This window comes from Streptomyces brasiliensis, assembly GCF_014647875.1.
GTDB lineage: Bacteria > Actinomycetota > Actinomycetes > Streptomycetales > Streptomycetaceae > Streptomyces > Streptomyces brasiliensis.
This window is the reverse complement of record NZ_BMQA01000020.1, coordinates 36,675-60,405: the sequence shown is the minus strand read 5'-3', so window position 1 is coordinate 60,405 and position 23,731 is coordinate 36,675. Positions and strand designations below refer to the sequence as shown.

The window sequence follows — 23,731 nt, the reverse complement described above, 5'->3', positions numbered from 1 at the left end:
GTGAGATTAGGCTCGCCCGTTACCCGTGTTGTTCCTGAGGCCCGGCCCGCTGGTTCTCAGGGGGTTCCGCCGGGGCCCCGCAACCGCGCGACAGGGGTGGGGGCCCATGGCCGAGGTGGAGCAACGGGAGCCGTGTGCACGGGAGATGCGGTCGTACGCCGCTGCGTTCGTGGCACGAGTCACCGCACGCAACAGGCTGCCGCTCGACTACTCCGTGGCGAGTCTGCGCGTCGTGGACTTCCTGATCGACGGCCTGCGCAAGGGTGGCGCCCGGCCCGAGCGGGCGCGCGAGACGCTCTTCGGGCTCGGTACCTACGTAGGTGAGGTCCTCGTGCGCCGCGCGGGCGCCGTGTGGGTCGACTTCGACGCCGGTCAGCGCGCCTATTTCGGCCGGCCCGTCGGGGTGCGCATGCCGGACGGGCGGGTCTGGAACCCCCTCGGCAAGGTGGTCAACCGCTTCGAGGCGGGCGGCCCGCAGGAGTCGCTGTACACCTTCTACCTCCTGCTGCACGGAAGGGCCCGCACCCGGCCGGACACCCACTGACCGGTGGTCGCAAGCGACCGGCCAACCTGCGCCGCGCCGCAAGGAGTCGAGGGCGTGACGGGCGTCTCACCCCGTGAGACGTGACACGCGTTACTAACCCCTTACACGACGCCTCACGAACGCTAGTGTCCGCGAGTGACATACAGGAACAGCCTGTCAGCGTTTCAAAGGGGAGTCGCACAGTGGCACGGAAGCTCGCCGTCATCGGCGCCGGTCTCATGGGTTCCGGCATCGCCCAGGTCTCCGCCCAGGCGGGCTGGGAAGTCGTCCTGCGCGACGTCACCGACGAGGCGCTGGCGCGTGGCACCGACGGCATCAAGGCGTCGTACGACAAGTTCGTGAGCAAGGGCAAGCTGGCGGCGCACGACGCCGACGCCGCCCTCGGCCGCATCACCGCGACCACGGACCTGGACGCCGCGGCGGACGCCGATGTCGTCGTCGAGGCCGTCTTCGAGAAGCTCGAGGTCAAGCACGAGATCTTCCGCACCCTTGACAAGCTCGTGCGCGAGGACACCGTGCTCGCCTCCAACACCTCCGCCATCCCGATCACCAAGATCGCGGCGGCCACGGAGCGACCCGAGCGCGTCGTGGGCGTGCACTTCTTCTCGCCGGTGCCGATGATGCAACTCGTCGAACTCGTCCGCGGCTACAAGACCAGCGACGAAACCCTCGCCACCGCGCGGGAGTTCGCCGAGTCCGTCGGCAAGACCTGCATCGTCGTGAACCGCGACGTGGCCGGCTTCGTCACCACCCGGCTCATCTCGGCGCTCGTCGTCGAGGCGACCAAGCTCTACGAGTCGGGCGTGGCGACCGCCGAGGACATCGACCTCGCCTGCAAGCTGGGCTTCGGCCACGCCATGGGCCCGCTCGCCACGGCGGACCTCACCGGCGTCGACATCCTGCTGCACGCCACCAGCAACATCTACACCGAGTCGCAGGACGAGAAGTTCGCTCCGCCGGAGCTGATGCGCCGGATGGTTGACGCCGGTGACATCGGCCGCAAGAGCGGGCAGGGCTTCTACTCGTACTGATCTTCAGCCACGTCCGGGCCTGATTTTCAGTCACTTCCTGCCACCGAAGTCGCACAGGCCCCGGGAGTTTCACTCCCGGGGGTGAATTCGGTATCGGTTCGCTTACAGACGGCAACCTCTTGGTGCTTCACGCAGTCAGAGGTGGCATCAACGGACATCACGGAGTACGCATCCGCACTCACGGGGAGCGCATATGTACATCAGGGGCGACCACGCCGAGCTGGTCGTCGGGGGCCGCCTCGACGTCCGCAGCGCGGCGGACGCCCGTACGGTCCTGCACTCGGCTGTCGACGACGGCGTCGGCGACCTCGTGCTCGATCTGTCCGCACTCGACTCCTGGGACGCCACCGGACTCGGGGTGATCATGGGCGCCCATCGCCGGGCCGGCCGCTGCGGCCGCCGCCTGGTGCTGCGCGGCGTGCCGCCGCAGATGCAGCGCCTGCTCGTGGCCACCCGGCTGCACCGGATCCTGGCGATCGAGGGGGGCATCGGGGTGGAGTCCCTGCCCCGGGTGTGACGGCGCGACCAACTGTGAACCGGGCGACGGGGGAGACCTGGGCGCACGTCGCCGAAGCGCACGTCGCAGGCAATCCTCACGAGACTGTGACGTGTCGGGCGGCGCGGTACCCCGGGCTGTCGTAGATACTGTGCGAAGGTTTAGGGTTCGGTCGCCCGCTGCCTTGCGAACCCTCGAGCGGGACCGGACCAGAAGCGACAGCGCGGTGTGCAACAGGCCGGGAGGGGCCGGTGCCAGGCACACACGACGCTTTTGGGGGGCTTGAACCTATGGACCCGATCAACGGGGGAACCGGGGAGTACGGCCAGGAAGGCGACGGCACCATGCCGCGCCAGCGCCCACCCCGGGATCCGCTCGCATCCGACTTCGCCCAGAGCACGCCCGCGCTCGCCCGCACGGTACAGCTCGTCTCCGGCGACCTCCTGCTGACCGTCAATCCTGTAGACGGCAGCGAGATCGAGCCCTGCCCGCCCGGCGAGCGGCCGGGCAGGCCCGAGAAGTTCGGCGCCGCCGAACGCGCCGAGGCCGCCCGTGCGGCCCGGCCGCCCGTACCACCCGGTCCCGCGCAGCCGGCGCTGCCACTGCTGGAACGCCAGGACGAACGCGAGCGCCTGGTACGCCTGCTCGCCCGCGGCCGCTCCGTACGCCTCACCGGCCCGGCCGGGTCGGGCCGCACCGCCCTCCTCGACCTCGTCGCCGAGGACTGCTCCGACCTCGCGCCCGACGGCGTGGTCCGCCTCACCGGTTTCCACCGCACGTCGGCCGACGTCCTGTACGACCTCCTCTACGCCGTCCACGACGCGCCCCTGCACCGGCCCGAACGAGACGAACTCCTCGAGCTGGTCCGGGAGATCGGCGCGGTCGTCGTCCTCGACGACATCGAGTTCGGCGGCGCCGCCCTCGACGAGCTGATCGAGGCCACACCCGAGTGCGCCTTCCTGTTCGGCGCCACCCCGGACGTGCAGGCGCCGTCCGCCGACTCCGCCGTCGAGGAGGTCCTGCTGGGCGGCCTGGAGCGAGCGGCGGGCATCGACCTGCTCGAGCGTGCCGCCGGCCGTGTCCTCACCGAGGAGGAGGCCAACTGGGCCGGCGACCTCTGGTTCGAGTCCGAGGGACTGCCTCTGCGGTTCGTCCAGGCCGGGGCCCTGCTACGGCAGCGCGACCAACTCCGGGCCAACCGGGGCGCCGTGGACGAGTACGGCGTCTTCGAGGACGAGCTGCCCGTCGACGCGCCCTTCGACGCCGTCGAGGGTGAGGACGTACCCCTGCCGTCCCTCGGCGAGGCCGCCGCGCCGGCGCCGCTGCTCGCCGCCCGGCTGAGCGCGTCCGCGCGCGCCACGCTGCGGTTCGCCGTCGCTCTCGGCGGCGAGGTGCCGCACCAGGCGCATCTGCCCGCCCTGGTCGGCGACACCCACGCGGACGCCGCGCTGGGCGAACTGGCCGCCTGCGGACTCGTCTCGCCGGTCGGCTCGCGCTACCGCCTCGCCGCCGGTGTGCTCACGCAGTTGGAGGCCGCCGGATACGCCGACGACATCACCGACCGCGCCCGCACCGCCGCCCAGCACTACACCTGGTGGGCCGGACACCCCTCCGTCACCCCCGAGCGGGTCTGCGCCGAGGCGGACGCCGTGCTCGCCGTGCTCGCCGCGCTGGCCGTCCTGGTGCCGGTCACCGAGCCGCCCGCCGAGGACGAGGAGAGCACGGCCGTACAGCTGGCCCGCGCGGCAGCGCCGGCCTTCGCCGCGGGACTGCACTGGAGCGCCTGGGAACGGGCGCTGCGCTCCGGCACCGAGGCCGCCCGGCTCGCCGGGGACGTGTCCGAACAGGCCTACTTCCACCACGAGTTGGGGATCCTCGCGGTCTGCGAGGGACTGCTCGACCGGGCCCGCGCCGAACTGGAGGCCTCCATCGGCCTGCGCGGCGCCCTCGCCGACAAGCGCGGCACGACCGCCGGCCGCCGCGCCCTCGCGCTGGTCTCCGACCGGACGGGCGGCGTGCCCGGCATCGGCGCAACCGCGGGCGAGGAGGTGCCCGACGCGCGCCACGACGAGTCGGCCTCGCCGCCCGGCGGCATCCCGGCGGCCTTCCCGCCCGTACGGCCGCCGCTCGACACCCTGGTGACCCATCGGGTCCCGGCGTCCGAGCCCGGGCCGCAGAAGCCCCGGGGCGGCGGCGTACGGCGCCTGGCCCGACGCAACCTCGTGGCGGCGGGCTCCGGTGCGCTGCTCGCGGCGGTGCTCGGTACCGTGGTCACGCTCGGCATGACGTCCCACGACAGCACCGACACCCCGTCGGACAACGTGAACACCAACCCGTCCGCGAGCCAGGGCGCCGACGACGGCAGCCTGGGGGCGGACACGCCGAAGAAGGACGACAAGGGCGACACGGGTACGGCGACGAGCCGCCCGACGGACCCGGGCCCGGACGGCACGCTCGGCACGTCGGACGATCCGACACCGCCGGCGACCGGGAACGAGCCGTCGGATGCGCCGAGCGGGACGAAGCAGCCGACGAGCAAGCCGCCGACGTCGCCCACGACCAAGCCGCCCACGTCGAAGCCGCCGACGAGCAGGCCCCCGACGTCCAAGCCGCCCACCTCACAGCCGCCGACCTCGCAACCGCCCACCTCCGAGCCGCCGACCTCGGAACCACCGACGGAACCGGCCACCTCCGACACGGCCGGCGGCCCCGCCTCCAGCGCCTCCGCGAGCGCCCCGGAGAGCGCCGACGCGGGTTCGCCCGGCGGGGACGTGATCTGAGTGGAACGGCGTTGCCGGACTGGCTTGAGGCCGGTTCGGCACCGCCGGAACGGGCCCCGGAACCGGCTCAGAACAAGCGGAGCTTGTCGTCCTCGATGCCTCGTAGGGCGTCGTAGTCCAGGACCGCGCAGCCGATGCCGCGGTCCGTGGCGAGGACTCGGGCCTGGGGCTTGATCTCCTGCGCCGCGAAGATGCCGCGGACCGGGGCGAGGTGCGGGTCGCGGTTCAACAGCTCGAGGTAGCGCGTGAGTTGCTCCACGCCGTCGATCTCGCCCCGTCGCTTGATCTCGACCGCGACCGTCCCGCCGTCCGCGTCCCGGCACAGGATGTCGACCGGGCCGATGGCCGTCATGTACTCGCGGCGGATCAGGGTGTAGCCCTCGCCGAGCGTCTCGATGCGATCGGCCAGCAATTCCTGCAGGTGCGCTTCCACGCCGTCCTTGATCAGGCCGGGGTCCACCCCGAGTTCGTGCGAGGAGTCGTGCAGGACCTCCTCCATCGTGATGATGAGCTTCTCGCCCGCCTTGTTCACGACGGTCCAGACGCCCTGCTCCTCACCCGTCCCCTCCTTGAGCGTGCACGGAGGGGACATCCAGTTGAGAGGCTTGTAGGCCCGGTCGTCCGCGTGGATCGAGACGCTTCCGTCCGCCTTGACCAGGATCAGACGGGGGGCCGAGGGGAGATGGGCGGTGAGCCGGCCGGCGTAGTCGACGGAGCACCGGGCAATGACGAGACGCATGGTCGGCAACGCTACTCGACGCGCCGCACCGGAGGCGATTCGCGTCCTGTATCGCCTGGAAACTCTTGTTCATCCCTGGCCGATTGTGTGCCCAATGGGTCCGGCGCATGTACGCATTCTCCTGGTGCCGTCACGGTCCGTTGCCTACGGTAGTAAACGGGAGGTCGCCACATATGTACTCAGCGTGTCCGGCACCGCGAACTCCCTTACCTGTCCGCCAACCCCTGCTGTACGGGGGTGCGAGAGGAGTACCCATGTCGCTCGACGTCTCACCGGCCCTACTCGAACAGGCCGAGCGAGGCGAGGTCGACGAAGCAGACTTCGTCGACTGCGTCCGGACCTCCCTGCCCTACGCATGGGAGATGATCAGCTCCCTGGTGGCCCAGCTGAAGGTGGACGGCGGAGAGTTCGCCGACAACCAGACGCCCCCGCCGGACGAGCAGGCACGGGGCCAGCTGCTGCGCGCGCTCGCCAGTGACGCCATACGCGGCGCTCTGCAGCGGCACTTCGGTGTGCGCCTGGCCTTCCAGAACTGCCACCGGGTGGCGGTGTTCCCGCTGGACGCCTCGGTCGACGAGACGCTGGCGCGCTTCACCTCGGTGCGCAATCAGCTGCTGAACCAGTCGCCCGAGCTCAGGGACTGCTGACGCAGTGAGCCGCATGCTTGCCGCTCCGTACGCGGGAGGTGCGATCAGTACCGGGGCGGCAAGCTCCCCGTGCGGTACGGGAGTCGACCGGCATCAGCGGAGGTGGGGGAGTACCTCGGCGCCCAGCCGCCGTACGTTCTCCTCCGTCGCCGCCAGGTCGCCCGAACCCTCGACGAGCAGCGCGAAGCGCGAGATGCCGGTCCGCTCCGAGGTGGCTGCGAGCCGGTCGGCACACAGCCGGGGCGTGCCCACCGGGTGCAGTCCGCAGAGCAGTTCGGTGTACGCGAGCGGGTCGCGCATCGCGCGCGGGCGGTTGTCGACCGTCACATGGGCGTCCAGGCCGTACTTGAGCCAGCCCGGCATCGCCTTCGTCAGGGTCTCCACCGCTTGCGTGCGCCGGTCCGCGATCTGGCAGACGCCCGCCGAGACATGCGCCGCCCCCCGGATCTCGTCCGGGGATCGCCCGGCCGCTCGCGCGAACTGCCGCCACACGGCGATCATTTCGGCCTTCTCCTCGTCCCCGACGTGCATCCCCAGCAGCATCGGCAGCCCGCGTTCGGCGGCCAGCCGCACGCTTGCCGGCGAGGTGCAGGCCACGACGACCTCGGGACCCGGGGCCTCCGTGAGCGCCTCCGACGGGCGCGGTACGACGGGGACCTCACGGAAGGAGAACCGGTCTCCCGAGGCCGACACGGCCGGTTCGCGCAGCCAGCGCAGCAGCAGATCGAGTGATTCCGGGAACCCGCGTTCGTACGCGTCCAGGCCCGCGCCGAACACCTCCAGGTCCACCCAGGGTCCGCCGCGCCCCACACCCAGCGTGAAGCGTCCGCCGCTCGTCACGTGCAGCAGTGCTGCCTGCTCGCCGAGGGCGACCGGGTGGGCGGTGGGCAGCACACTGACCGCCGTGCCCACCCGGATGCGCTGGGTGCGGCCCAGCAGCAGCGCGGCCAGGGTGACCGCGGACGGGCACGTGCCGTACGGCACGAAGTGGTGCTCCGCCAGCCAGACCGTGTCAAGGCCGGCCTCCTCGGCCACTTCCGTGCAGCGGACCGCGCGGTGCAACGCCTCCCCCTGACCCTGCCCCGGGAACTGGGCCGCCAGCACAAAGCTTCCTACGTGCATTGCATTTCCTGCTTCCTTGGCTCCGACACGGAGCTCCCCCACCGGGCATAACCGTCCGACACGTGCCGAGGACACGGCCTGGTGACGGGATTTGCGGATTGTCTGCAGAATGAGTCGCACCAGAGGGGGACTTGTGGGCATTGGTGCTCTGCGCGTACCCCCACACGCGCCGCGTAGGCTGGAGTCAGCCCATGCATCCTGTATAGCCCCGTGAGGTGTCCCGTGTCCCCGCGTCGCAACCGACCCAAGGGCCAGAACGGTTCGGCCGCGTCCGGAAGGGGCGCCGAGGACGACCAGGCGGGCCGCTACGGCGGCTGGCAGTCGACCGAGAGCTGGCAGGGCGAGGAGTGGAGCGTGCGCCATGTCGCGGGCGCGAGCGCGGAGGGCAAGACGTACCGCTGCCCGGGCTGCGACCAGCTGATCCCCTCGGGCGTCCCGCACGTGGTGGCCTGGCCCGCGCACGCGGGCGTCGACGACCGCCGGCACTGGCACAAGGCCTGCTGGAACGCGAAGGACCGCCGCACCACGCGGGTGCAGCGGTCCCGTAACGCGCCGAAGTTCTAGCGCCTCACACGTCCCGCTTCTCCAGCAGTACGACGGCTCCGACGAAGGCGGCCGCCGTCACGCCCACGATGATCCACAGCGGATCCCAGCCCGACGGACCGGAGTGGGTGAGGGAGTTGGAGTAGAAGACGCTCATCTGGTTCGGGATCGAGTACTCGAACAGCGACTCGCGCACCTTGTCCAGCGACGACGAGAACATGAACAGCGCGATCACGAGCGGGGCGAGCACGGCGCCGATCATGAGGGTGATGGCGCCCGCCGAGTGCCGGATCATCGAGCCGATCAGGAGCGAGAGCAGTCCGAGCAGGGCGATGTAGAAGCTGACGCCCACGGTGCCCTTCAGCCATTCCGCGCCGGTCGGGTTGCGGGCACCGGTGCCGTCCAGCAGCGACATCTGGGCCATGGCCACGAAGGACGAGGCCGCCAGGGTCACCACGAAGGCGACCAGGAAGAACACGATCGCCTTGGCCGCGAGCACGCGCCCCCGGGAGGGGCAGGCGGTCATCGTCGTACGGATCATGCCGGTGCCGTACTCGGAGGCGGTCGTCAGCACGCCGAGCGTGATGATGGAGATGCTGCCGAGCAGGAGCCCGAAGAAGCCGAGGGCCAGCGGATTCTCGTCGCCGGACAGGTCGGACCCGGAGTTGCCCACCACCGCGCCGACCAGCAGGCCGATGCCGACGACGAGGACCACGAACACGCCGAGCGTCCACATCGTCGAGCGCACCGACCTGATCTTCGTCCACTCGGAGGCGACCGCGTGCCCGAGGTGCGTGCGCACCACCGGGATCGGCGAGGTGTATCCGGAGTACGACCCGCCGGGCGCCGCCTGCCAGTCGGGCGCGGCTGCTCCTGCCTGCGGCATCGGGGGCTGGTGGGTGCTCATCGGGCGTCCTCGGGCTCGGTCGGGTGGGCGTCGGCGGAGGGCTGCGCGGCTTCGGCGCCGGGCGTGGCGGGCTGGACCGGGGCGGTCACGGGGGCCTGCGCGGCGGGCGGCTGGGCCGAGGCCGGCGGGGCCGGATTCTGCGGCGCCTGCGCGGCGAGCTGAACCGTCCCCTGCGGCTGCGCGTCACCGGTCGCGGGCGCCTGCTCCGCGGCCGGGCTCGGTGCGGCGGGCGGCTGGGCCGGGGGCTGGGTGGGCTGCGGGGCCGGCTGGGCGTACGGATTGGGCTGTCCCACGCCGGGGGCGCCCGCCGGGGCGGCGGGAGCGCCGTACGGGTTCGGCGTGGGAACCGGGTTGCCGTACCCGCCCGCGGGAGCCGTCCGGTCCCCGTACGGGCCCGGTGTCCCGGCCTGCGGCATCGCGAAGGGCCGGCCCCCCTGCTGGGGCGGCGGTGGGGCGTACCAGCCCGGCTGGCCCTGGCCGGGGACCGGCATGGGGGCCTGGGCGCCCGGGGGGAGGGGCTGCTGGAGGCCCGCCTTCTGGTCGATCGTCGAGCGGTAGTCGACCGCGCCCTGTGTCATCCGCATGTACGCCTCCTCCAGCGAGGCCTGGTGCGGCGACAGCTCCCACAGCCGTACGTCGGCCTCGTGGGCCAGGTCGCTGATGCGGGGGAGCGGCAGCCCGGTGACGCGCAGCGCGCCGTCCTGCTCCGGCAGCACGTGACCGCCCGCCTCCGTCAGCGCGGACGTCAGCTTCTCGCGCAGCTGCGGCTCGGTGTCGGGGGTGCGCACGCGCGCGAAGTCCGCCGAGTTGGCCGAAATGAAGTCCCCGATGCTCATGTCGGCGAGGAGCTGTCCGCGCCCGATCACGATGAGGTGGTCGGCGGTCAGCGCCATCTCGCTCATCAGGTGCGAGGAGACGAAGACCGTACGGCCCTCCGCCGCGAGCGCCTTCATCAGGTTCCGCACCCACAGGATGCCTTCGGGGTCGAGCCCGTTGACCGGCTCGTCGAAGAGCAGCACCTGCGGGTCGCCGAGCAGTGCCGCCGCGATGCCGAGCCGCTGGCCCATGCCGAGCGAGAAGCCCTTGGAGCGCCTGCGGGCCACGTCCTGGAGGCCGACGACCCCGAGCACCTCGTCCACGCGCCGGGCCGGGATCCCCGACAGCTGGGCCAGGCTCAGCAGATGGTTGCGGGCGGCCCGGCCGCCGTGCACGGCCTTGGCGTCGAGCAGCGCGCCCACCTGACGCGGGGCGTTCGGCAGTTTGCGGTACGGGTAGCCGCCGATCGTCACCGAGCCCGAGGTGGGGTTGTCCAGGCCCAGGATCATCCGCATGGTCGTCGACTTGCCCGAGCCGTTCGGCCCGAGGAAGCCGGTGACGGCTCCGGGGCGTACCTGGAAGGAAAGGTTGTAGACGGCGGTCTTGTCGCCGTAGCGCTTGGTCAGGCCGACAGCCTCGATCATGCTCCGCACCCATCGAAAGGTTCAGGACAGCGGGGCACACGCCCCCGTAAGGGTTAGGAGGATATCCGGGCGCTGACGGTTCCGCTCAAAAGAAAGCAAAGACCGAGGTTCACTACGCGTCACGCTTCTTCAGCACCAGGTAACCGCCCGCCATCGCCGCGATCACCCACAGCGCCATGATGCCGAGGCCGCCCCACGGACCGTAGGGAGTGCCGTCGTCGAGCCGGGGGACCACCCGCATGATGCGGCTGCCGGCCTGGTCGGGCAGGTACTGGCCGATCTTCTTGGTCGCGTCCACGTTGCCGAGGATGTTGGAGATCAGGAAGAAGAACGGCATCAGGATGCCGAGCGACAGCATCGGCGAGCGCAGCATCGCCGCGACGCCCATCGAGAACATCGCGATGAGGGTCATGTACAGCCCGCCGCCGATCACCGCCCGCAGCACACCCTCGTCGCCGATCTGCGCCCGGTGCGAACCGAGCATCGCCTGCCCGAGGAAGAACGCGGCGAAGCTGGTCGCCATGCCGACGGCCAGCGCGAGCCCGGTCGCCACCGCGATCTTGCTGAACAGGAAGGTGGCCCGGCGCGGCACGGCGGCCAGCGAGGTGCGGATCATGCCGGTGCTGTATTCGTTCGAGACGACCAGCACCCCGAACACGATCATCGCGAGCTGGCCGAGACTCATCCCCGCGAAGCTGACGAACGTGGGGTCGAAGGTGAGCCGCTCACGCTCCGGCATGGTGTCGAACTGGCTCTTCGACAGCGCGGAGATCAGCATTCCGAGCGCGATCGTGACGAACACGGCGAGGGACAGCGTCCACACCGTCGACGCGACGGAGCGGATCTTCGTCCACTCGGACCGGATGACCTGGGCGGCCGCCATGGCTCAGGCTCCCTTCCAGTCGGCACCCCAGGCCTGCTGGACCGGGGTGGTGTCGGCGTGCGCGTGGTACTCCACAGACTCCGCCGTCAGCTGCATGAACGCCTCCTCGAGGGAGGCCTGCTGGGGACTCAGCTCGTGCAGCACGATCCCGTGCTGCGCCGCGAGTTCACCGATCTTCTCGGCCTTGCCGCCCTCCACCTCCAGCGCCCCGCCGCCGGCCTCGACGACGGTGATGCCGGCCTGGTGCAGCACGTCGAGCAGCCGCTCGCGCTGCGGGGTGCGGATGCGGACGTACGCCCGGGAGTTCTGCCGGATGAAGTCGGCCATGGTCGTGTCGGCGAGCAGTCGCCCCTGACCGATGACGACGAGGTGGTCGGCGGTCAGGGCCATCTCGCTCATCAGGTGCGAGGAGACGAAGACGGTACGGCCCTGCGCCGCGAGCGTCTTCATCAGGTTCCGGATCCAGTGGATGCCTTCGGGGTCGAGCCCGTTGACCGGCTCGTCGAACATCAGGATCCGCGGATCGCCGAGCAGCGCCCCGGCGATCCCGAGCCGCTGGCCCATGCCCAGCGAGAAACCCTTGGCCTTCTTCCGCGCCACCGCCGTCAGTCCGACGGTGTCCAGCACCTCGTGCACCCGGCTCGTGGGGATGCCGTTGCTCTGCGCCAGACACAGCAGATGGTTGAAGGCGCTGCGCCCGCCGTGCGTCGCCTTCGCGTCGAGCAGCGCCCCGATGTACGTCAGCGGGTCCTTCACCTGGTCGTAGTGCTTGCCGTCGATCCGGACGTCGCCCGAGGTGGGATGGTCGAGGCCGAGGATCATCCGCATGGTCGTCGACTTGCCGGCCCCGTTGGGCCCGAGGAACCCCGTGACTATGCCCGGCCGCACGGTGAACGTGAGGTCGTTCACCGCGACCTTCTCGCCGTACCGTTTGGTCAGCCCCACCAGCTCGATCATGCGGACACGCTAAAGCGCAACGAAGCCCCCTGCCACCGCAGTGACAGAGGGCTTCACCGATGTTCAATCAGCCGATGCCGGGTGTTACCGGGACTGCTGGGCGGGGACACCCCGGGAGATCGGCTCGTCCTCGGCCGGGGAACCGGCCGCGGCCACCGCGGCGCCCGTGAGCGTCGCGAGCATCTCGCGCACGTTCGTCAGCTGGGCGTTGATGCTGTCGCGGCGGTTGGTGAGGGCGGCCAGCTCGCGCTCGGATTCCGAACGGATCCGGTCGGCCTTGGCGTTGGCGTCGGCGACGATGTCCTCGGCCTGGCGCTGGGCGGTCTCGACCGTCTGACGGGCACGGCGCTCGGCGTCGGTGCGCAGCTTCTCGGCCTCGAGGCGCAGCTGCTCGGCGCGGTGCTCGATCTCGGCGAGACGCTTCTCGGCCTTCTGCTGACGCGAGGCCAGGTCGCGCTCGGACTGCTCGCGGCGCTTGGCCAGGTTGGTCTCGAAGTCCGCGGCGGCCTGCGCGGCCTTGGCGCGGGTCTCCTCGAAGAGTGCGTCGGCCTCCTCGCGCTTGGACTGCGCGTCCTTCTGGGCGTCGGCGCGCAGTTGGGAGGCTTCACCCTTCGCCTTCTCGACGATGCGGACGCCCTCGTCCTCCGCCTTGGCCTTGCGCTCCACAGCGAACGATTCTGCGTCGTTGCGGACCTGCTGGGCCGCCGACTCGGCGAGCTCGCGGTGCTGCTCCGCCGCGCGTCGGGCCTCCTCACGCAGATCCTTGGCCTCTTCCTCGGCGAGGCGGAGGATCTTCTCGACACGCGCGCCCAGACCGGCGTACGACGGCTCGGCGTCGGTTACCTGGGCCTGGGCGTTCTGCGTCTCGAGGTGGAGCTCCTCGATGCGCTTTTCCAGAGCGGTGATGCGGGTGAGAGCGCTGTCACGGTCGGAGACGAGTTTGGAGATCCGTTCGTCCACCTGAGCGCGGTCGTACCCACGCCGCACAAGCTCGAAGCCGTAGGGGGAAGTGTCGCTCATGGGGTTCCTGTCAAATGAGACCGGTGAGGTGATAGGTGGAATCCTAGGGGCCGAAGCGGTGTGTCATCGAGCGGATACGTGTTTGATCTGGAGAATGACACCCCTTTTGGGTGGCGAACTGTCGGACGGCTTGCCAAAATCTTGGGCAAAGGCCCCAGAAGACACCCGAACGGGCTCCGCGCGCTAGCTGTCCGACGACTTGCCACCCGATCGGGGGGCTCCCACCGTCGCACCGGCCTTGACGCCGCCGTCCTTGCCGGCGGTCGGCGCCTCGAAGGACTCCAGCGCCTCCAGGACGTCCTGGACCCGGGAGATCTCGGTGTTGATGTCCTCGCGGCGGCGCACCAGGATCTCCAGTTCGCGCCTGCCCTCCTCGACCGTGCGCCGGGCCTCGCGGATCGCCTCGGCCTTGAGCTCCTCGGCCTCCTTGACGAGCGTGGCCTTCTTCTGCTCGGCCTCCTTGAGCAGCCCCTCGGCCTTCTTGACCGCGGCGATGCGCACCTTGCCCGCCTCGGAGCCGGCCTCCGAGACGATGTCCTTCGCCTTCGCCTGCGCCTTGGCCAGTTGCTCCTCGGCGGCCTTGATGAGCGCGTCGCAGCGGTCGCCGGTCGACTTCATCGTCTCGGCGGCCTCCCGGCGGGCCCGCTCGTGCAGCTCCTCGATCTCGTTCGTGATGCGGTCGCGCAGCTCCTCCGCGCGCTCGCGGATCTGGGTGGCGTCCCGGCGGGCGCCCACGAGCAGCTCGTCCGCGTCCGTCCGGGCCTTCTCCACCAGCGAGTTGCCCTCGACCGTCGCCTCGGACACCAGCCGCCCGGCCTCGCTGCGCGCCGCGCCCACCATCGAGTCGGCCTGCGACTCGGCGTCCGCCGTCGTCTTGTGCGCCTGCTGCTGGGCCTGGGTGAGCAGCTTGTCGGCCTCGGCGGCGGTCTCGTTGATGAGCGTGTCGACCTGCTCGGCCGCCTCGGAACGCCGCTTGTTGGCGTCCTTGCGGGCCTCGTCCAGCGTCCGTTCGGCCTCCTCGCGCGCGGAGGTCAGCACCCGCTCCGCCTCGGCGGCGGCCTCGGCCCGCACCCGCTCGGACTCGCCGCGGATCCGCTCGGCGTGCTGCTGCGCGGAGCCGACCGTCTCGGCGGCCTCGGCCCGCAGCCGCTCCGCGTCGCCGCTCGCGTCCGAGATCAGCTTCTCGGCCTTGGCGACGGACTCGGTGCGCACCCGGTCGGCCTCGGTGATCGTCTCCGACTGCAGCCGCTCGGCCTCGTTGCGGGCCTCCGTGATGAGGGTGTCCGCCTGCGTCGCCGCGTCCGAGCGGATGCGGTTGGCGTCCTCGCGGGCCTCGGCGCGCGTGCGCGTGGCGTTCTGCTCGGCCTGCGCGATGGTGTCGGAGGCCTCGGTGCGCACCCGCTGGGCGTGCGCGGCCGTCTCTGTGCGCAGCCGCTCGGACTCGGCGATCGCCTCCGCCGTCGTCCGCTCGGCGAGCGCCCTGGCCGCCTCCGACTCCTCCTGCACCTCGCGCCGCAGACGGCTCGCGTCCTCGCCGGCCCGCTCCCGCTCCGCATAGGCGTCGGCGCGGACCCGGTCCGCCTCCTCCTCGGCCTCCCGGCGCGTACGGTCCGCCGCGTGCTCGGCGGCGGACCGCAGGCCGGTGATCTCCTCCTGCGCCTGCTCGTGCAGCCCGACGACCGAGTCCCGCACCTGCTGGGCGTGCTGCTCGGCCGCCGACACCATCTCCGCGGCGCGCCGGTCGGCGTCCTCGACCAGCCGGACCGCCTCGGCCTGCGCCTCCTCGACCCGGTTGCGGGCCGAGGCCAGCAGTTCCTCGCTCTGCTCGCGGGCCCGCTCGCGCTCCTGGTCGGCCTCCTGGCGTGCGGAGCCGAGCAGTTCCTCGGCCTCGCGGCGGCGCCGGGCGGCCTCCTCCTGGGCGGCGGCCAGCGTCTCGGACGCCTCGGCGGCGAGCCGTTCGGCCGCTGCCTGCGCCTCGGCACGCACCCGGTCCGCGGTGTCCTGCGCCTCCGACTTCAGCCGCTCCGCCTCGGCCGCGGCCTCCGACCGCAGCCGTACGGCGACGGCCTCGCCCTCGGCGCGGGACGCCGACGCGTCAGCCGCAGCCTCGTCGCGCAGCCGCTCGGCCTCCGCCTCCGCCTGCTGCTGGAGCGTACGGATCCGGTCGGCGGACTCGGCCCGCAGCCGCTCCGTCTCCTCGGCGGCCTCCCGGCGGATCCGGGCGGCCGCCTCCCGGGCGTCCGACAGGGCCTGCTCGGCGGCCGCCAGCCGCTCCTCGGCCTCGGTGTGCAGCCGGGTCAGCTCCCCGGCCGCCTCGACACGCCGCGCCTCGACCGCCCGCTCGGTCTCCTCGCGCAGCTCGCGCGCGGCCCGCTCGGCGTCGGCCTTAAGCGCCTCCGACTGCTCCAGGACCTCCGCGCGGTGCCGCTCGGCCTCCGCGCGAGTGCGTTCCAGGGTCTCCTCGGCCTGCCGGCGCAGCGTCGTCGCACGCTCGATGGCCTCCGTACGGACCTTCTCGCTGTCCGACGCGGCGGACTGGCGCAGCTCGTCCGCGTCCGCCTTCGCCTTGGCCAGCAGCTCCTCGGCGGACCTGGCCGCCTCCTCGATCTGCTGGACGGCCTCGCGCCGCGCCTCGGCGCGGATGCTCTCGCCCTCGGCGACCGCGTCGGCGCGCAGCTGCTCGGCCTCGCCGCGCAGCCGGCGGGCCTCCTCCTGCAGCTCGACCGTCTTGGCGCGGTACTCCTTGGTGTCGTCCTTCGCCGCGCCCTTGAGCTGCTCGGAGATGTCGTGCGCCTCGGCGCGCAGCCGGTCCGCCTCGGCCTCGGCCTCCGAGCGGATCCGCTCGGCCTCCTCGGCGGCCGCCTTCGTGGTCTGCTTGGCGTCCTCCGACGCCTTGTTCAGGACGTCCTCGGCGGTCTTCGCCGCCTTCGACAGCTGGGAGGCCGCCTCCTCGGCGGTGACGCTGCGGGCCTTCTCGCCAGCCTCCGCGAGGACCTTCTCGGCCTCGGCGCGGGCGTCCGCGACGATCTGCTCGGCCTCGGCCTTGGTGGCCTCCGCGTCCTTGGTCGCCTCGCTGACCAGCCGGGCGACCTGCTCCTTCGCCGTCCGCGTGCGCTGCTCGTTGGCCACCTCGGCGCCGGAGAGCGCCTTGGCGGCGGCCTCCTTGGCCTCGGCGAGGAGCTTCTCGGCCTCGCTGCGGGCCTCGCGCAGCGCCGTCTCGGCCTCGGCCATGCGCTGCTCGGCGGCCCGGCTCAGCTCGCTCGCCTGACGGCGGGCCGCGTCCGATTCGGTCGCCGTGGAGCTGCGCAGCTGCTCGGCGTGGTCGGTGGCCTCCTGGGCCTGGGTGGAGGCGGCGTTCAGCAGGCGTTCGGCGTCGGTGCGGGCCCGGCGCAGCAGCTGCTCGGCCTCCGCGCGGGCCGCCTCGGCATCGCTCTGCAGGCGCTGCCTGGCCTCGGCGGTCACCCGTTCGGCCTCGGCGCGGGCGGCGGCCATGGCCTGCTCGGCCTCGGTACGGGACTCGTCGAGCAGGCGGCGGGCCTGGGACTCGGTGCGGGCGCGCAGCTGCTCCGCCCACGCCACGTTCTCGTTGACGTGCGACTCGACGGTCTGCCGGCGCTCGGCCAGCTCCTGGTCCAGCTGCTGGCGACGGGTGACCGCCTCCTGGTGCAGCTCCGCCTGGAGCCGGGCGGCCTGCTCGGCGTGCTCCTGGAGGATGCGCTGGGTCTGCGCCCTGACCTGGCTCAGCTCCCGCTCGGCGTCCTGCCGCAGCTGGTCGGCCTGCATCTGGGCGTTGCGCAGCAACTGCTCGGCCTGATAGCCGATGTCGCCGCCTTCGTACGCCGGCCGGGACATGATGGTGCGGCGCGCCTCGTGCAGCTTGGCGCGCAGCACCTCGACCTGGTAACCGAGGTCCTCGGCGTGCTGGATCGCCTTTTCCCGCTCGGTCTTCAGCCGCTTCATCTCGGCCTCGAACCGAGAGAGGTGGTCGACGTCAGCCGCCGGCTCTCGCTCCTGGCTCTCGTAGCCCCGCACTGCGCGGTCCCATCCGTCCCCTGGTCGCAAGCTTCTCCGAACGAGCTCCGTCCATCCGCCGAACGGGGCCCCCGGGGAATGGTGTCAGATCAACGGCGGAGCAAGGGCTGCTGCCCCGACGCTCGCCCCCCGAAACCCGGACCCCGGCGGTCCTGCCGTCGAGGGCAGGACCAGGTCACCCCGTCCTTCACGGGCGACCGACCCCAACCCTACCGGCCTCTATGTACGAGGGTCAGTGCTCAGGTGACTCAACGGGCGCCGAAGTGACCAGTTCCGTGAGTACGCCGTGGCAGTCCTTGGGGTGCAGGAAGGTGATCCGCGACCCCATGGAACCGCGCCGCGGCTCGTCGTACAGAACGCGTACGCCCTTGTCCCTGATGTCCGCCGCGTCCTTGTCGACGTCCGCCGTGCCGAAGGCGATGTGGTGGACGCCCTCGCCGTTCTTCGCCAGCCACTTCGCGACCGTGGAGTCCTCGCGGATCGGTTCGAGCAGCTGGAGGTACGAGGCTCCGCCGTCGGACGTATCGTTGATCTTGAGCATGGCCTCGCGTACGCCCTGCTCCTCGTTGACCTCGGAGTGGAAGACCTCGAAGCCGTACGTGGCCCGGTAGAACTCGACGGTGGCGTCGAGGTCGTGGCAGGCAATCCCAATGTGGTCGATTCGAGTCAGCATGGATTCAGTGCAGCGCGCACGCGGTGGTTACGCAACGTGCGCGCGATCACACTGACGGCCCGATGACGGGGTGGACTACCGCTCAGTACATTCGAAGTAAACCCTCGTTCACTCCTCAGCTTTGTGCAGCTGGAAGGGGATCGCATCTCATGTCAGGAACGAACACCACGACATCCGTCATCGTCGCGGGTGCCCGCACTCCGATGGGACGGCTGCTCGGCTCGCTCAAGTCCTTCTCCGGGGCCGATCTGGGCGGCTTCGCGATCAAGGCCGCCCTCGACCGTGCGGGGATCGGCGGCGACCAGGTGCAGTACGTGATCATGGGTCAGGTGCTGCAGGCCGGGGCGGGGCAGATCCCGGCGCGCCAGGCCGCGGTCAAGGCCGGCATCCCGATGAACGTCCCGGCGCTCACCGTCAACAAGGTGTGCCTCTCCGGCCTCGACGCGATCGCGCTGGCCGACCAGCTGATCCGTGCGGGCGAGTTCGAGATCGTCGTGGCGGGCGGCCAGGAGTCCATGACCAACGCCCCGCACCTGCTGCCGAAGTCCCGTGAGGGCTACAAGTACGGCGCCGTCGAGCTGCTCGACGCGATGGCCTACGACGGCCTGACCGACCCGTGGGAACAGATCCCCATGGGCGAGTCGACCGAGAAGCACAACACCCGTCTGGGCATCGGCCGCGCCGAGCAGGACGAGATCGCCGCCCTGTCCCACCAGCGGGCCGCCGCCGCGCAGAAGAACGGCATCTTCGAGGCCGAGATCACACCGGTCGAGATCCCGCAGCGCAAGGGCGAGCCCGTCGTCTTCAGCAAGGACGAGGGCATCCGCGGCGACACCACCGTGGAGTCCCTCGGCAGGCTGCGTCCTGCCTTCACCAAGGACGGCACGATCACCGCGGGCACGTCCTCGCAGATCTCCGACGGTGCCGCGGCCGTGGTCGTGATGAGCAAGGCCAAGGCCGAGGAGCTGGGCCTGGAGTGGATCGCCGAGATCGGCGCCCACGGCAATGTGGCGGGCCCGGACAACAGCCTGCAGTCCCAGCCCTCCAACGCGATCCTGCACGCCCTCAAGAAGGAGGGCCTGGAGGTCTCCGACCTCGATCTGATCGAGATCAACGAGGCCTTTGCCGCCGTCGCGGTCCAGTCAATGAAGGACCTGGGAGTTTCCACCGAAAAGGTGAACGTCAACGGTGGCGCCATCGCCCTCGGACACCCGATCGGCATGTCCGGCGCCCGCCTCGTGCTGTCCCTCGCGCTGGAGCTGAAGCGCCGGGGCGGCGGCATCGGCGCGGCGGCGCTGTGCGGTGGCGGTGGCCAGGGCGACGCGCTGATCGTGCGCGTGGCGAAGAGCTGATCCAGGCGATCTCCCGGCGAACGGAGCTGTGATGCAGGACGTCTCCTCTCTGGTGGCCCAGGCCAGGGAAGGCCGACCGCGGGCCGTGGCCCGGCTGATCTCCCTCGTGGAGGGGGCGTCCCCACAGCTCAGGGAGGTCATGGCGGCCCTCGCGCCGCTGACCGGCAACGCGTACGTGGTCGGCCTGACCGGCTCACCGGGCGTGGGCAAGTCGACCTCGACGTCCGCGCTGGTGACCGCGTACCGCAAGCAGGGCAAGCGGGTCGGCGTCCTGGCCGTCGACCCGTCCTCCCCGTTCTCCGGGGGCGCCCTGCTGGGCGACCGCGTCCGGATGTCGGAGCACGCCTCCGACCCCGGCGTCTACATCCGCTCGATGGCCACCCGGGGCCACCTCGGCGGCCTGGCCTGGGCCGCGCCACAGGCGATCCGCGTGCTCGACGCCGCGGGCTGCGACGTGATCCTCGTCGAGACGGTCGGCGTCGGCCAGTCGGAGGTCGAGATCGCCTCCCAGGCCGACACCTCCGTGGTCCTGCTCGCCCCGGGCATGGGCGACGGCATCCAGGCCGCCAAGGCCGGCATCCTCGAGATCGGTGACGTGTACGTCGTCAACAAGGCCGACCGGGACGGCGCCGACGCCACGGCCCGCGAGCTGAACCACATGCTCGGTCTCGGCGAGGCCCGCGGCCCCGGCGACTGGCGTCCGCCCATCGTCAAGACGGTCGCGGCCCGGGCGGAGGGCATCGACGAGGTCGTCGAGGCGCTGGAGAAGCACCGTGCGTGGATGGAGGAGCACGGCGTCCTGGCCGAACGCCGCCGCGCCCGCGCCTCCCGCGAGGTCGAGACGATCGCCGTCACGGCCCTGCGCGAACGCATCGGCGACCTGCACGGCGACCGCCACCTGGACGCGCTGGCGGACCGGATCGTCGCCGGCGAACTGGACCCGTACCGCGCGGCGGACGAACTGGTGGCGGGCCTGACCCAGGCCTGACCGGAAGTCATCCGGTCCGCCTGGGTGGCCGGGGTAGTCGGGCGGGGTTCGTCGGCGTCGGTTGGTCGGTGGTGGCCAATGCGTGGCGGAGGAGCTGCTGTTCGTCTCCGGCCCGCTGCTGGTCGGCGTCCTGCTGCGCTGCGCACCGCCGTCGGCCGGGGTGCTGCTGAGCGCGCTGCTGATGGAGACGGGGACGTGCGCGTTCGTGACGTCACCGGCGCTGAGCGAGGCCACACGGCGCCCTGGGCCCGGCCGGCCCGCCCGCCACGGCCCTCGCGTCCCGGCGGGCCTGCTCCAGCCGGTCGTCGCGGCGGCGGGCCTGGGCCTCGCCCTGAGCGGGACCGAGCTGCTCGTGACGGCGTTCGTGGCACAGCGGTCGTACGACACCGCCGTGGTCCCGTGGATCCTGGCGCGCTGTCGGCGGGCAGCGCGGTGGGCGGTCTGCTGAACGGCGCGCTCGACTGGCGCCGCCCGGCCCGCGTACGCCTGCCGTGGCTGACGGCGGGGTTGGCCGTGCCCCTGGCCCTGGCCGGTACGGCCCCGGGACCGTGGACGCTCGCGGCGGTCATGGCCTGCGCCGGCGCCTTCGTGGCCCCCGCCCTGACGACGGCGTACCTCCTGGCGGAGGAGACGGCACCAGAGGACGCCCGGACGCGGGCGGGGGCGTGGGTGAACGCGGCGGCGAACGCCGGGAGTTCGGGTGGTGCGGCGGTGGCCGGAGCCATGGCTGGCCACCTGCCGCTCACGGTGTGCTTCGCGCTGTCGGGAGCGTCGGCACTCGTGGCCGGGGCGGCGGCGGGCGCCAAAAAGGCAGGCGGGGCCTGAACCGACCCGCCTGCCGAAGTCCCGCTCGGCTCAGGGGCGTCCCCGCTGTCCGCGGAGGTGTTCCGCGATCGGCTTCAGCGCCGTGTCCAGTTCCCCGAGGGAGTCCGGTGGGAGCAGGTCGATGAAGTGGCGGCGCACCGAGGCCACATGGTGGGGTGCGACCTTCTTCATCGTTTCCATGCCGTGGTCCGTGAGCACCGCGAACAGACCCCGGCGGTCGGACTCGCAGTTCTCACGGCGCACCAGGTCCGCGTTCTCCATGCGCGTGATCTGGTGCGAGAGCCGGCTCTTGGACTGCATCGTGGCGGAGGCGAGGTCGCTCATCCGCATGCGTACGTCCTCGGACTCGGACAGGTTCACGAGGATCTCGTAGTCGTTCATCGTCAGGCCGAACGGCTGGAGATCTTTTTCCAGTTGGTACGTCAACAGCCTGTTGACCTCCAGGTGGGTGCGCCAGGCGCACTGCTCCGCATGGGTCAGCCAGCGCGTGGCCGTCTCGGTCTCCATGAATGAAGTCTACCTAAGAAGTTGAAAGGCGAACTAGTGAGGGTGATGTGACAGTGCGCACGCGTTCGACGTCACACTCCGCAGACTACCGCTCACAGCCCGAAGCGACGCTGGAGGTCCCCCAGCTGTCCGGGAAGGCGCGGTGCGCCCGGAGGCTGTCCGTGACCTCCCGGTACCCCGCCGCCGGGCACGCCCGGCTCGCTCGGGACCGCTCCCGTGGCCTGCTCGGCCATGAGTGTCTCGGTCGACTGCAGCAGGACCGTACCGGCTCCCACGAACTCGAACTGGTGCTCCTCGCCGGAGGCTCCGCCGAGGCCCGTCATCGCACGTAGACCGCCCATTACGCCCGTCATGTAGCCGTGGTCGTAGTGATGGCACGGCGACGGGCAGTCGGCCCACCCGACCAGCGCCTGCGGGTCCACCCGGATCGGGGGTTCCATGAACACCACCGGACCGTTGGAGGCGGCCACGAACTTCCCGGTTCCGATCAGGGTCAGAAAACCCGGCACGATCGACTGCTTGAGCGTAAGACTTGGCTGAAAAGCGAGCAGGTTGCCCGAGCGAATGGTCAAATTGCCATTGTCCAGGTCGTACGAGTTCACGTCGAAGGCCCGGTCGGCGAGCAGCATCTTGCCCGAGCCGTCCGCCACGACCCAGTCGATCGCGTGCAGAGGTGAATGGAACGACGTACGGACGAGCCGGTCGAGTCGCCCGTGCCCGATCCCGTTGAACTCGATCGCCCCGTAGTAGGCGATCATCTTCCCCTTCTGCAGGAACCACTGCCCGCTCTTGAGCTCCACGCAGAACGTGTACTTGTTCACGTTGTCGTCGACGGGCAGGGTCATCGGGTCGTAGACCACGGGCCCGGCGCCGCCGGGGGGTCCGTACGCGCTCACAGCTTCTCCTCCGACGCCTGGACGTACACCGCACCGCTGCCGCTCAGCTCCAGCTGGAACGCCTCGCCGGAGCCGCGTCCCACCATGTCGCGCCAGCCCAGGGCGGTGGAGAGCTTGTTGCGCACGTCGCCGTGGTGGGCGACATAGGCCTGCGGGTCGACGTGCACCGGCCGCTGCGGGGTGATGGGGATCTCGAACACCCCGCCGTGCGCCATGACGGCCACCGAGCCGTGGCCCTTGAGTGTGGTGGTGAACAGTCCCTGCCCGGTGACCTGGCCCCGGACCATTCCCATGACGCCGCCCTGCGAGCCCATGAACATCGTCCCCTGCTGCAGCGTGCCTTCGAAGGCCAGCAGCCGGTCCGCCTCGACGTACAGGGTGTCGCCGGAGAGGGTGATGACCTGGACATGGTGGCCGCCGTGCCCGAAGAAGACGGTGCCGCTGCCCTCCACGGTCATCAGCGGCGTCGCCTCGCCCGCCACCCGGCGCCCGAGCATCGACATGATCCCGCCCTGTCCGCCCTGGATGTTGGGCGTGAAGGAGACGTCGCCCTTGTACGCGAGCATGGCGCCGCGCTGGCTGAACAGCCGCTGTCCCGGCACGACCGTCGCCTCGACCATCTTCGAGTTGATCTCCCGCAAGGCCATCAGACGTCCCCCGCGATCGTGTTCCGCTCGCTCGGCTGCACGTACACCAGCCCGTCCCCCTCGAAGCGGATCTGGAAGGCCTCGCCCCCGCCCTCACCGAAGAACGTGCGGAAGGTCACACCGGACTGGAAGGACTGCCGTACGTCGCCCTGGTGCGCGATGTACGCGCCCGGGTCGACGATCAGCGGGTACTGCGGGCTGACCCGCAGCACGACGGCCGGACCGTCCGACATGATCGCGGCCTGCCCGTGCCCCTCGACGGTCGTCGTGAACAGGCCGTTGCCCTGCGAGGCGCCGCGCAGCCCGGTGAAGGTCGTCCCCGTCCTCAGTCCCGCGTCCGTCGCGAGCAGATTGCTCGACTCCACGTACAGCTTGTCCCCCTGGAGATTCACGAGGTTGATCTCGGAGGCACGGTCGGCGAACCAGCACGTCCCCTGCCCCCTCACCTCCATCACGGTCATCTGCTCACCGGTGAGCCGCCGGGTCACCATCCCCCGCAGGCCCTCGCCGCCGCCGCTCAGCTTCTTGAAGGCCATCTGCCCGTCGTACGCGACCATCGAGCCGTTCTTCGCCTTCACGGCGTCCCCGGTCATGTCGACGGCGAGAACCTTGCTCCCTTGGAGTCGGAACATCGCCACGGTGCGAAGGTAGCGGCGCGCGGGGTCGGCGGACAGACCCCTCC

Annotated in this window: 23 protein-coding genes; 10 read left to right on the top strand and 13 right to left on the bottom strand. The window is 71.3% G+C overall.

Features of this window, described 5'->3' with window-relative positions; all coding sequences use genetic code 11:
* Window positions 1–106: 106 nt before the first annotated feature.
* The 4 genes from IEZ19_RS26870 to IEZ19_RS26855 all read left to right on the top strand — a co-directional run bounded on the left by IEZ19_RS26870 (window position 107) and on the right by IEZ19_RS26855 (window position 4,851).
* Window positions 107–544 (top strand): hypothetical protein, encoded by a 438-nt coding sequence (locus tag IEZ19_RS26870; protein ID WP_189313877.1) that lies wholly within the window; start codon window positions 107–109, stop codon window positions 542–544.
* A gap of 182 nt (window positions 545–726) precedes the next feature.
* Window positions 727–1,575 (top strand): 3-hydroxyacyl-CoA dehydrogenase family protein, encoded by an 849-nt coding sequence (locus tag IEZ19_RS26865; protein ID WP_189313876.1) that lies wholly within the window; start codon window positions 727–729, stop codon window positions 1,573–1,575.
* Window positions 1,576–1,768: 193 nt separating this feature from the next.
* On the top strand, window positions 1,769–2,092 hold the full coding sequence (locus IEZ19_RS26860) for an STAS domain-containing protein (protein WP_189313875.1): 324 nt from the start codon (window positions 1,769–1,771) through the stop codon (window positions 2,090–2,092).
* Between the two features lie 269 nt (window positions 2,093–2,361).
* The gene (locus tag IEZ19_RS26855; RefSeq protein WP_189313874.1) at window positions 2,362–4,851 is read left to right on the top strand and encodes an ATP-binding protein; all 2,490 of its coding nucleotides are present in this window, start codon (window positions 2,362–2,364) and stop codon (window positions 4,849–4,851) included.
* 67 nt (window positions 4,852–4,918) lie between these two features.
* Here IEZ19_RS26855 and nucS read toward each other — a convergent pair whose 3' ends face one another.
* On the bottom strand, window positions 4,919–5,590 hold the full coding sequence (gene nucS, locus IEZ19_RS26850; RefSeq protein WP_189313873.1) for an endonuclease NucS: 672 nt from the start codon (window positions 5,588–5,590) through the stop codon (window positions 4,919–4,921).
* Window positions 5,591–5,844: 254 nt separating this feature from the next.
* Between nucS and IEZ19_RS26845 the strand changes: the two genes are divergently transcribed.
* Window positions 5,845–6,237: an SCO5389 family protein gene (locus IEZ19_RS26845; protein ID WP_093499046.1), complete on the top strand. Its 393-nt coding sequence runs from the start codon at window positions 5,845–5,847 to the stop codon at window positions 6,235–6,237.
* A gap of 93 nt (window positions 6,238–6,330) precedes the next feature.
* On the opposite strand, the gene IEZ19_RS26840 is transcribed toward IEZ19_RS26845, so the two are convergent.
* Entirely contained in the window at window positions 6,331–7,359 is a 1,029-nt protein-coding gene (locus IEZ19_RS26840) for an LLM class flavin-dependent oxidoreductase (protein WP_189313872.1), read from the bottom strand.
* A gap of 222 nt (window positions 7,360–7,581) precedes the next feature.
* Between IEZ19_RS26840 and IEZ19_RS26835 the strand changes: the two genes are divergently transcribed.
* A complete protein-coding gene (locus IEZ19_RS26835; RefSeq protein WP_189313871.1) occupies window positions 7,582–7,923 on the top strand; it encodes an Rv1322 family protein in 342 nt (113 codons plus the stop codon).
* A 4-nt stretch (window positions 7,924–7,927) separates the two neighbouring features.
* Here IEZ19_RS26835 and IEZ19_RS26830 read toward each other — a convergent pair whose 3' ends face one another.
* The 7 genes from IEZ19_RS26830 to mce form a co-directional block, all read right to left on the bottom strand.
* Window positions 7,928–8,809 carry an ABC transporter permease gene (locus tag IEZ19_RS26830; RefSeq protein WP_189313870.1) on the bottom strand — a complete coding sequence of 294 codons (882 nt, stop codon included), beginning with the start codon at window positions 8,807–8,809 and terminating at the stop codon, window positions 7,928–7,930.
* Window positions 8,806–10,269, bottom strand: a complete 1,464-nt coding sequence (locus tag IEZ19_RS26825) for an ABC transporter ATP-binding protein (RefSeq protein ID WP_189313869.1) — start codon at window positions 10,267–10,269, stop codon at window positions 8,806–8,808. Before IEZ19_RS26825 ends, IEZ19_RS26830 begins: the two co-directional genes overlap by 4 nt.
* Before the next feature lie 112 nt (window positions 10,270–10,381).
* Entirely contained in the window at window positions 10,382–11,152 is a 771-nt protein-coding gene (locus IEZ19_RS26820; protein WP_189313868.1) for an ABC transporter permease, read from the bottom strand.
* 3 nt (window positions 11,153–11,155) lie between these two features.
* The gene (locus IEZ19_RS26815; RefSeq protein ID WP_189313867.1) at window positions 11,156–12,109 is read right to left on the bottom strand and encodes an ATP-binding cassette domain-containing protein; all 954 of its coding nucleotides are present in this window, start codon (window positions 12,107–12,109) and stop codon (window positions 11,156–11,158) included.
* An 84-nt stretch (window positions 12,110–12,193) separates the two neighbouring features.
* Window positions 12,194–13,129 (bottom strand): coiled-coil domain-containing protein, encoded by a 936-nt coding sequence (locus tag IEZ19_RS26810; protein WP_189313866.1) that lies wholly within the window; start codon window positions 13,127–13,129, stop codon window positions 12,194–12,196.
* Between the two features lie 183 nt (window positions 13,130–13,312).
* A complete protein-coding gene (gene scy / locus IEZ19_RS26805) occupies window positions 13,313–17,161 on the bottom strand; it encodes a polarized growth protein Scy (RefSeq protein ID WP_189313865.1) in 3,849 nt (1,282 codons plus the stop codon).
* 232 nt (window positions 17,162–17,393) lie between these two features.
* Window positions 17,394–17,834 (bottom strand): methylmalonyl-CoA epimerase, encoded by a 441-nt coding sequence (mce, locus tag IEZ19_RS26800; protein ID WP_189313864.1) that lies wholly within the window; start codon window positions 17,832–17,834, stop codon window positions 17,394–17,396.
* Window positions 17,835–17,983: 149 nt separating this feature from the next.
* Here mce and IEZ19_RS26795 point away from each other — a divergent pair, with 149 nt between their 5' ends.
* The 4 genes from IEZ19_RS26795 to IEZ19_RS26780 all read left to right on the top strand — a co-directional run bounded on the left by IEZ19_RS26795 (window position 17,984) and on the right by IEZ19_RS26780 (window position 20,999).
* Window positions 17,984–19,186 (top strand): acetyl-CoA C-acetyltransferase, encoded by a 1,203-nt coding sequence (locus IEZ19_RS26795; protein WP_189313863.1) that lies wholly within the window; start codon window positions 17,984–17,986, stop codon window positions 19,184–19,186.
* Between the two features lie 31 nt (window positions 19,187–19,217).
* Entirely contained in the window at window positions 19,218–20,174 is a 957-nt protein-coding gene (meaB, locus tag IEZ19_RS26790) for a methylmalonyl Co-A mutase-associated GTPase MeaB (protein WP_189313862.1), read from the top strand.
* An 82-nt stretch (window positions 20,175–20,256) separates the two neighbouring features.
* A complete protein-coding gene (locus IEZ19_RS26785; RefSeq protein ID WP_189313861.1) occupies window positions 20,257–20,622 on the top strand; it encodes a hypothetical protein in 366 nt (121 codons plus the stop codon).
* Window positions 20,574–20,999: an MFS transporter gene (locus tag IEZ19_RS26780; protein ID WP_189313860.1), complete on the top strand. Its 426-nt coding sequence runs from the start codon at window positions 20,574–20,576 to the stop codon at window positions 20,997–20,999. The genes IEZ19_RS26785 and IEZ19_RS26780 overlap by 49 nt, the downstream gene beginning before the upstream one ends.
* A 30-nt stretch (window positions 21,000–21,029) precedes the next feature.
* Here IEZ19_RS26780 and IEZ19_RS26775 read toward each other — a convergent pair whose 3' ends face one another.
* The 4 genes from IEZ19_RS26775 to IEZ19_RS26760 all read right to left on the bottom strand — a co-directional run bounded on the left by IEZ19_RS26775 (window position 21,030) and on the right by IEZ19_RS26760 (window position 23,681).
* Window positions 21,030–21,506, bottom strand: coding sequence for a MarR family winged helix-turn-helix transcriptional regulator (locus IEZ19_RS26775; protein ID WP_189313859.1), 477 nt, complete (start codon window positions 21,504–21,506; stop codon window positions 21,030–21,032).
* A 92-nt stretch (window positions 21,507–21,598) separates the two neighbouring features.
* Window positions 21,599–22,402: an AIM24 family protein gene (locus IEZ19_RS26770; protein WP_189313858.1), complete on the bottom strand. Its 804-nt coding sequence runs from the start codon at window positions 22,400–22,402 to the stop codon at window positions 21,599–21,601.
* Window positions 22,399–23,049, bottom strand: a complete 651-nt coding sequence (locus IEZ19_RS26765; protein WP_189313857.1) for an AIM24 family protein — start codon at window positions 23,047–23,049, stop codon at window positions 22,399–22,401. Before IEZ19_RS26765 ends, IEZ19_RS26770 begins: the two co-directional genes overlap by 4 nt.
* Window positions 23,049–23,681, bottom strand: coding sequence for an AIM24 family protein (locus tag IEZ19_RS26760; RefSeq protein WP_189313944.1), 633 nt, complete (start codon window positions 23,679–23,681; stop codon window positions 23,049–23,051). Before IEZ19_RS26760 ends, IEZ19_RS26765 begins: the two co-directional genes overlap by 1 nt.
* Window positions 23,682–23,731: the final 50 nt, after the last annotated feature.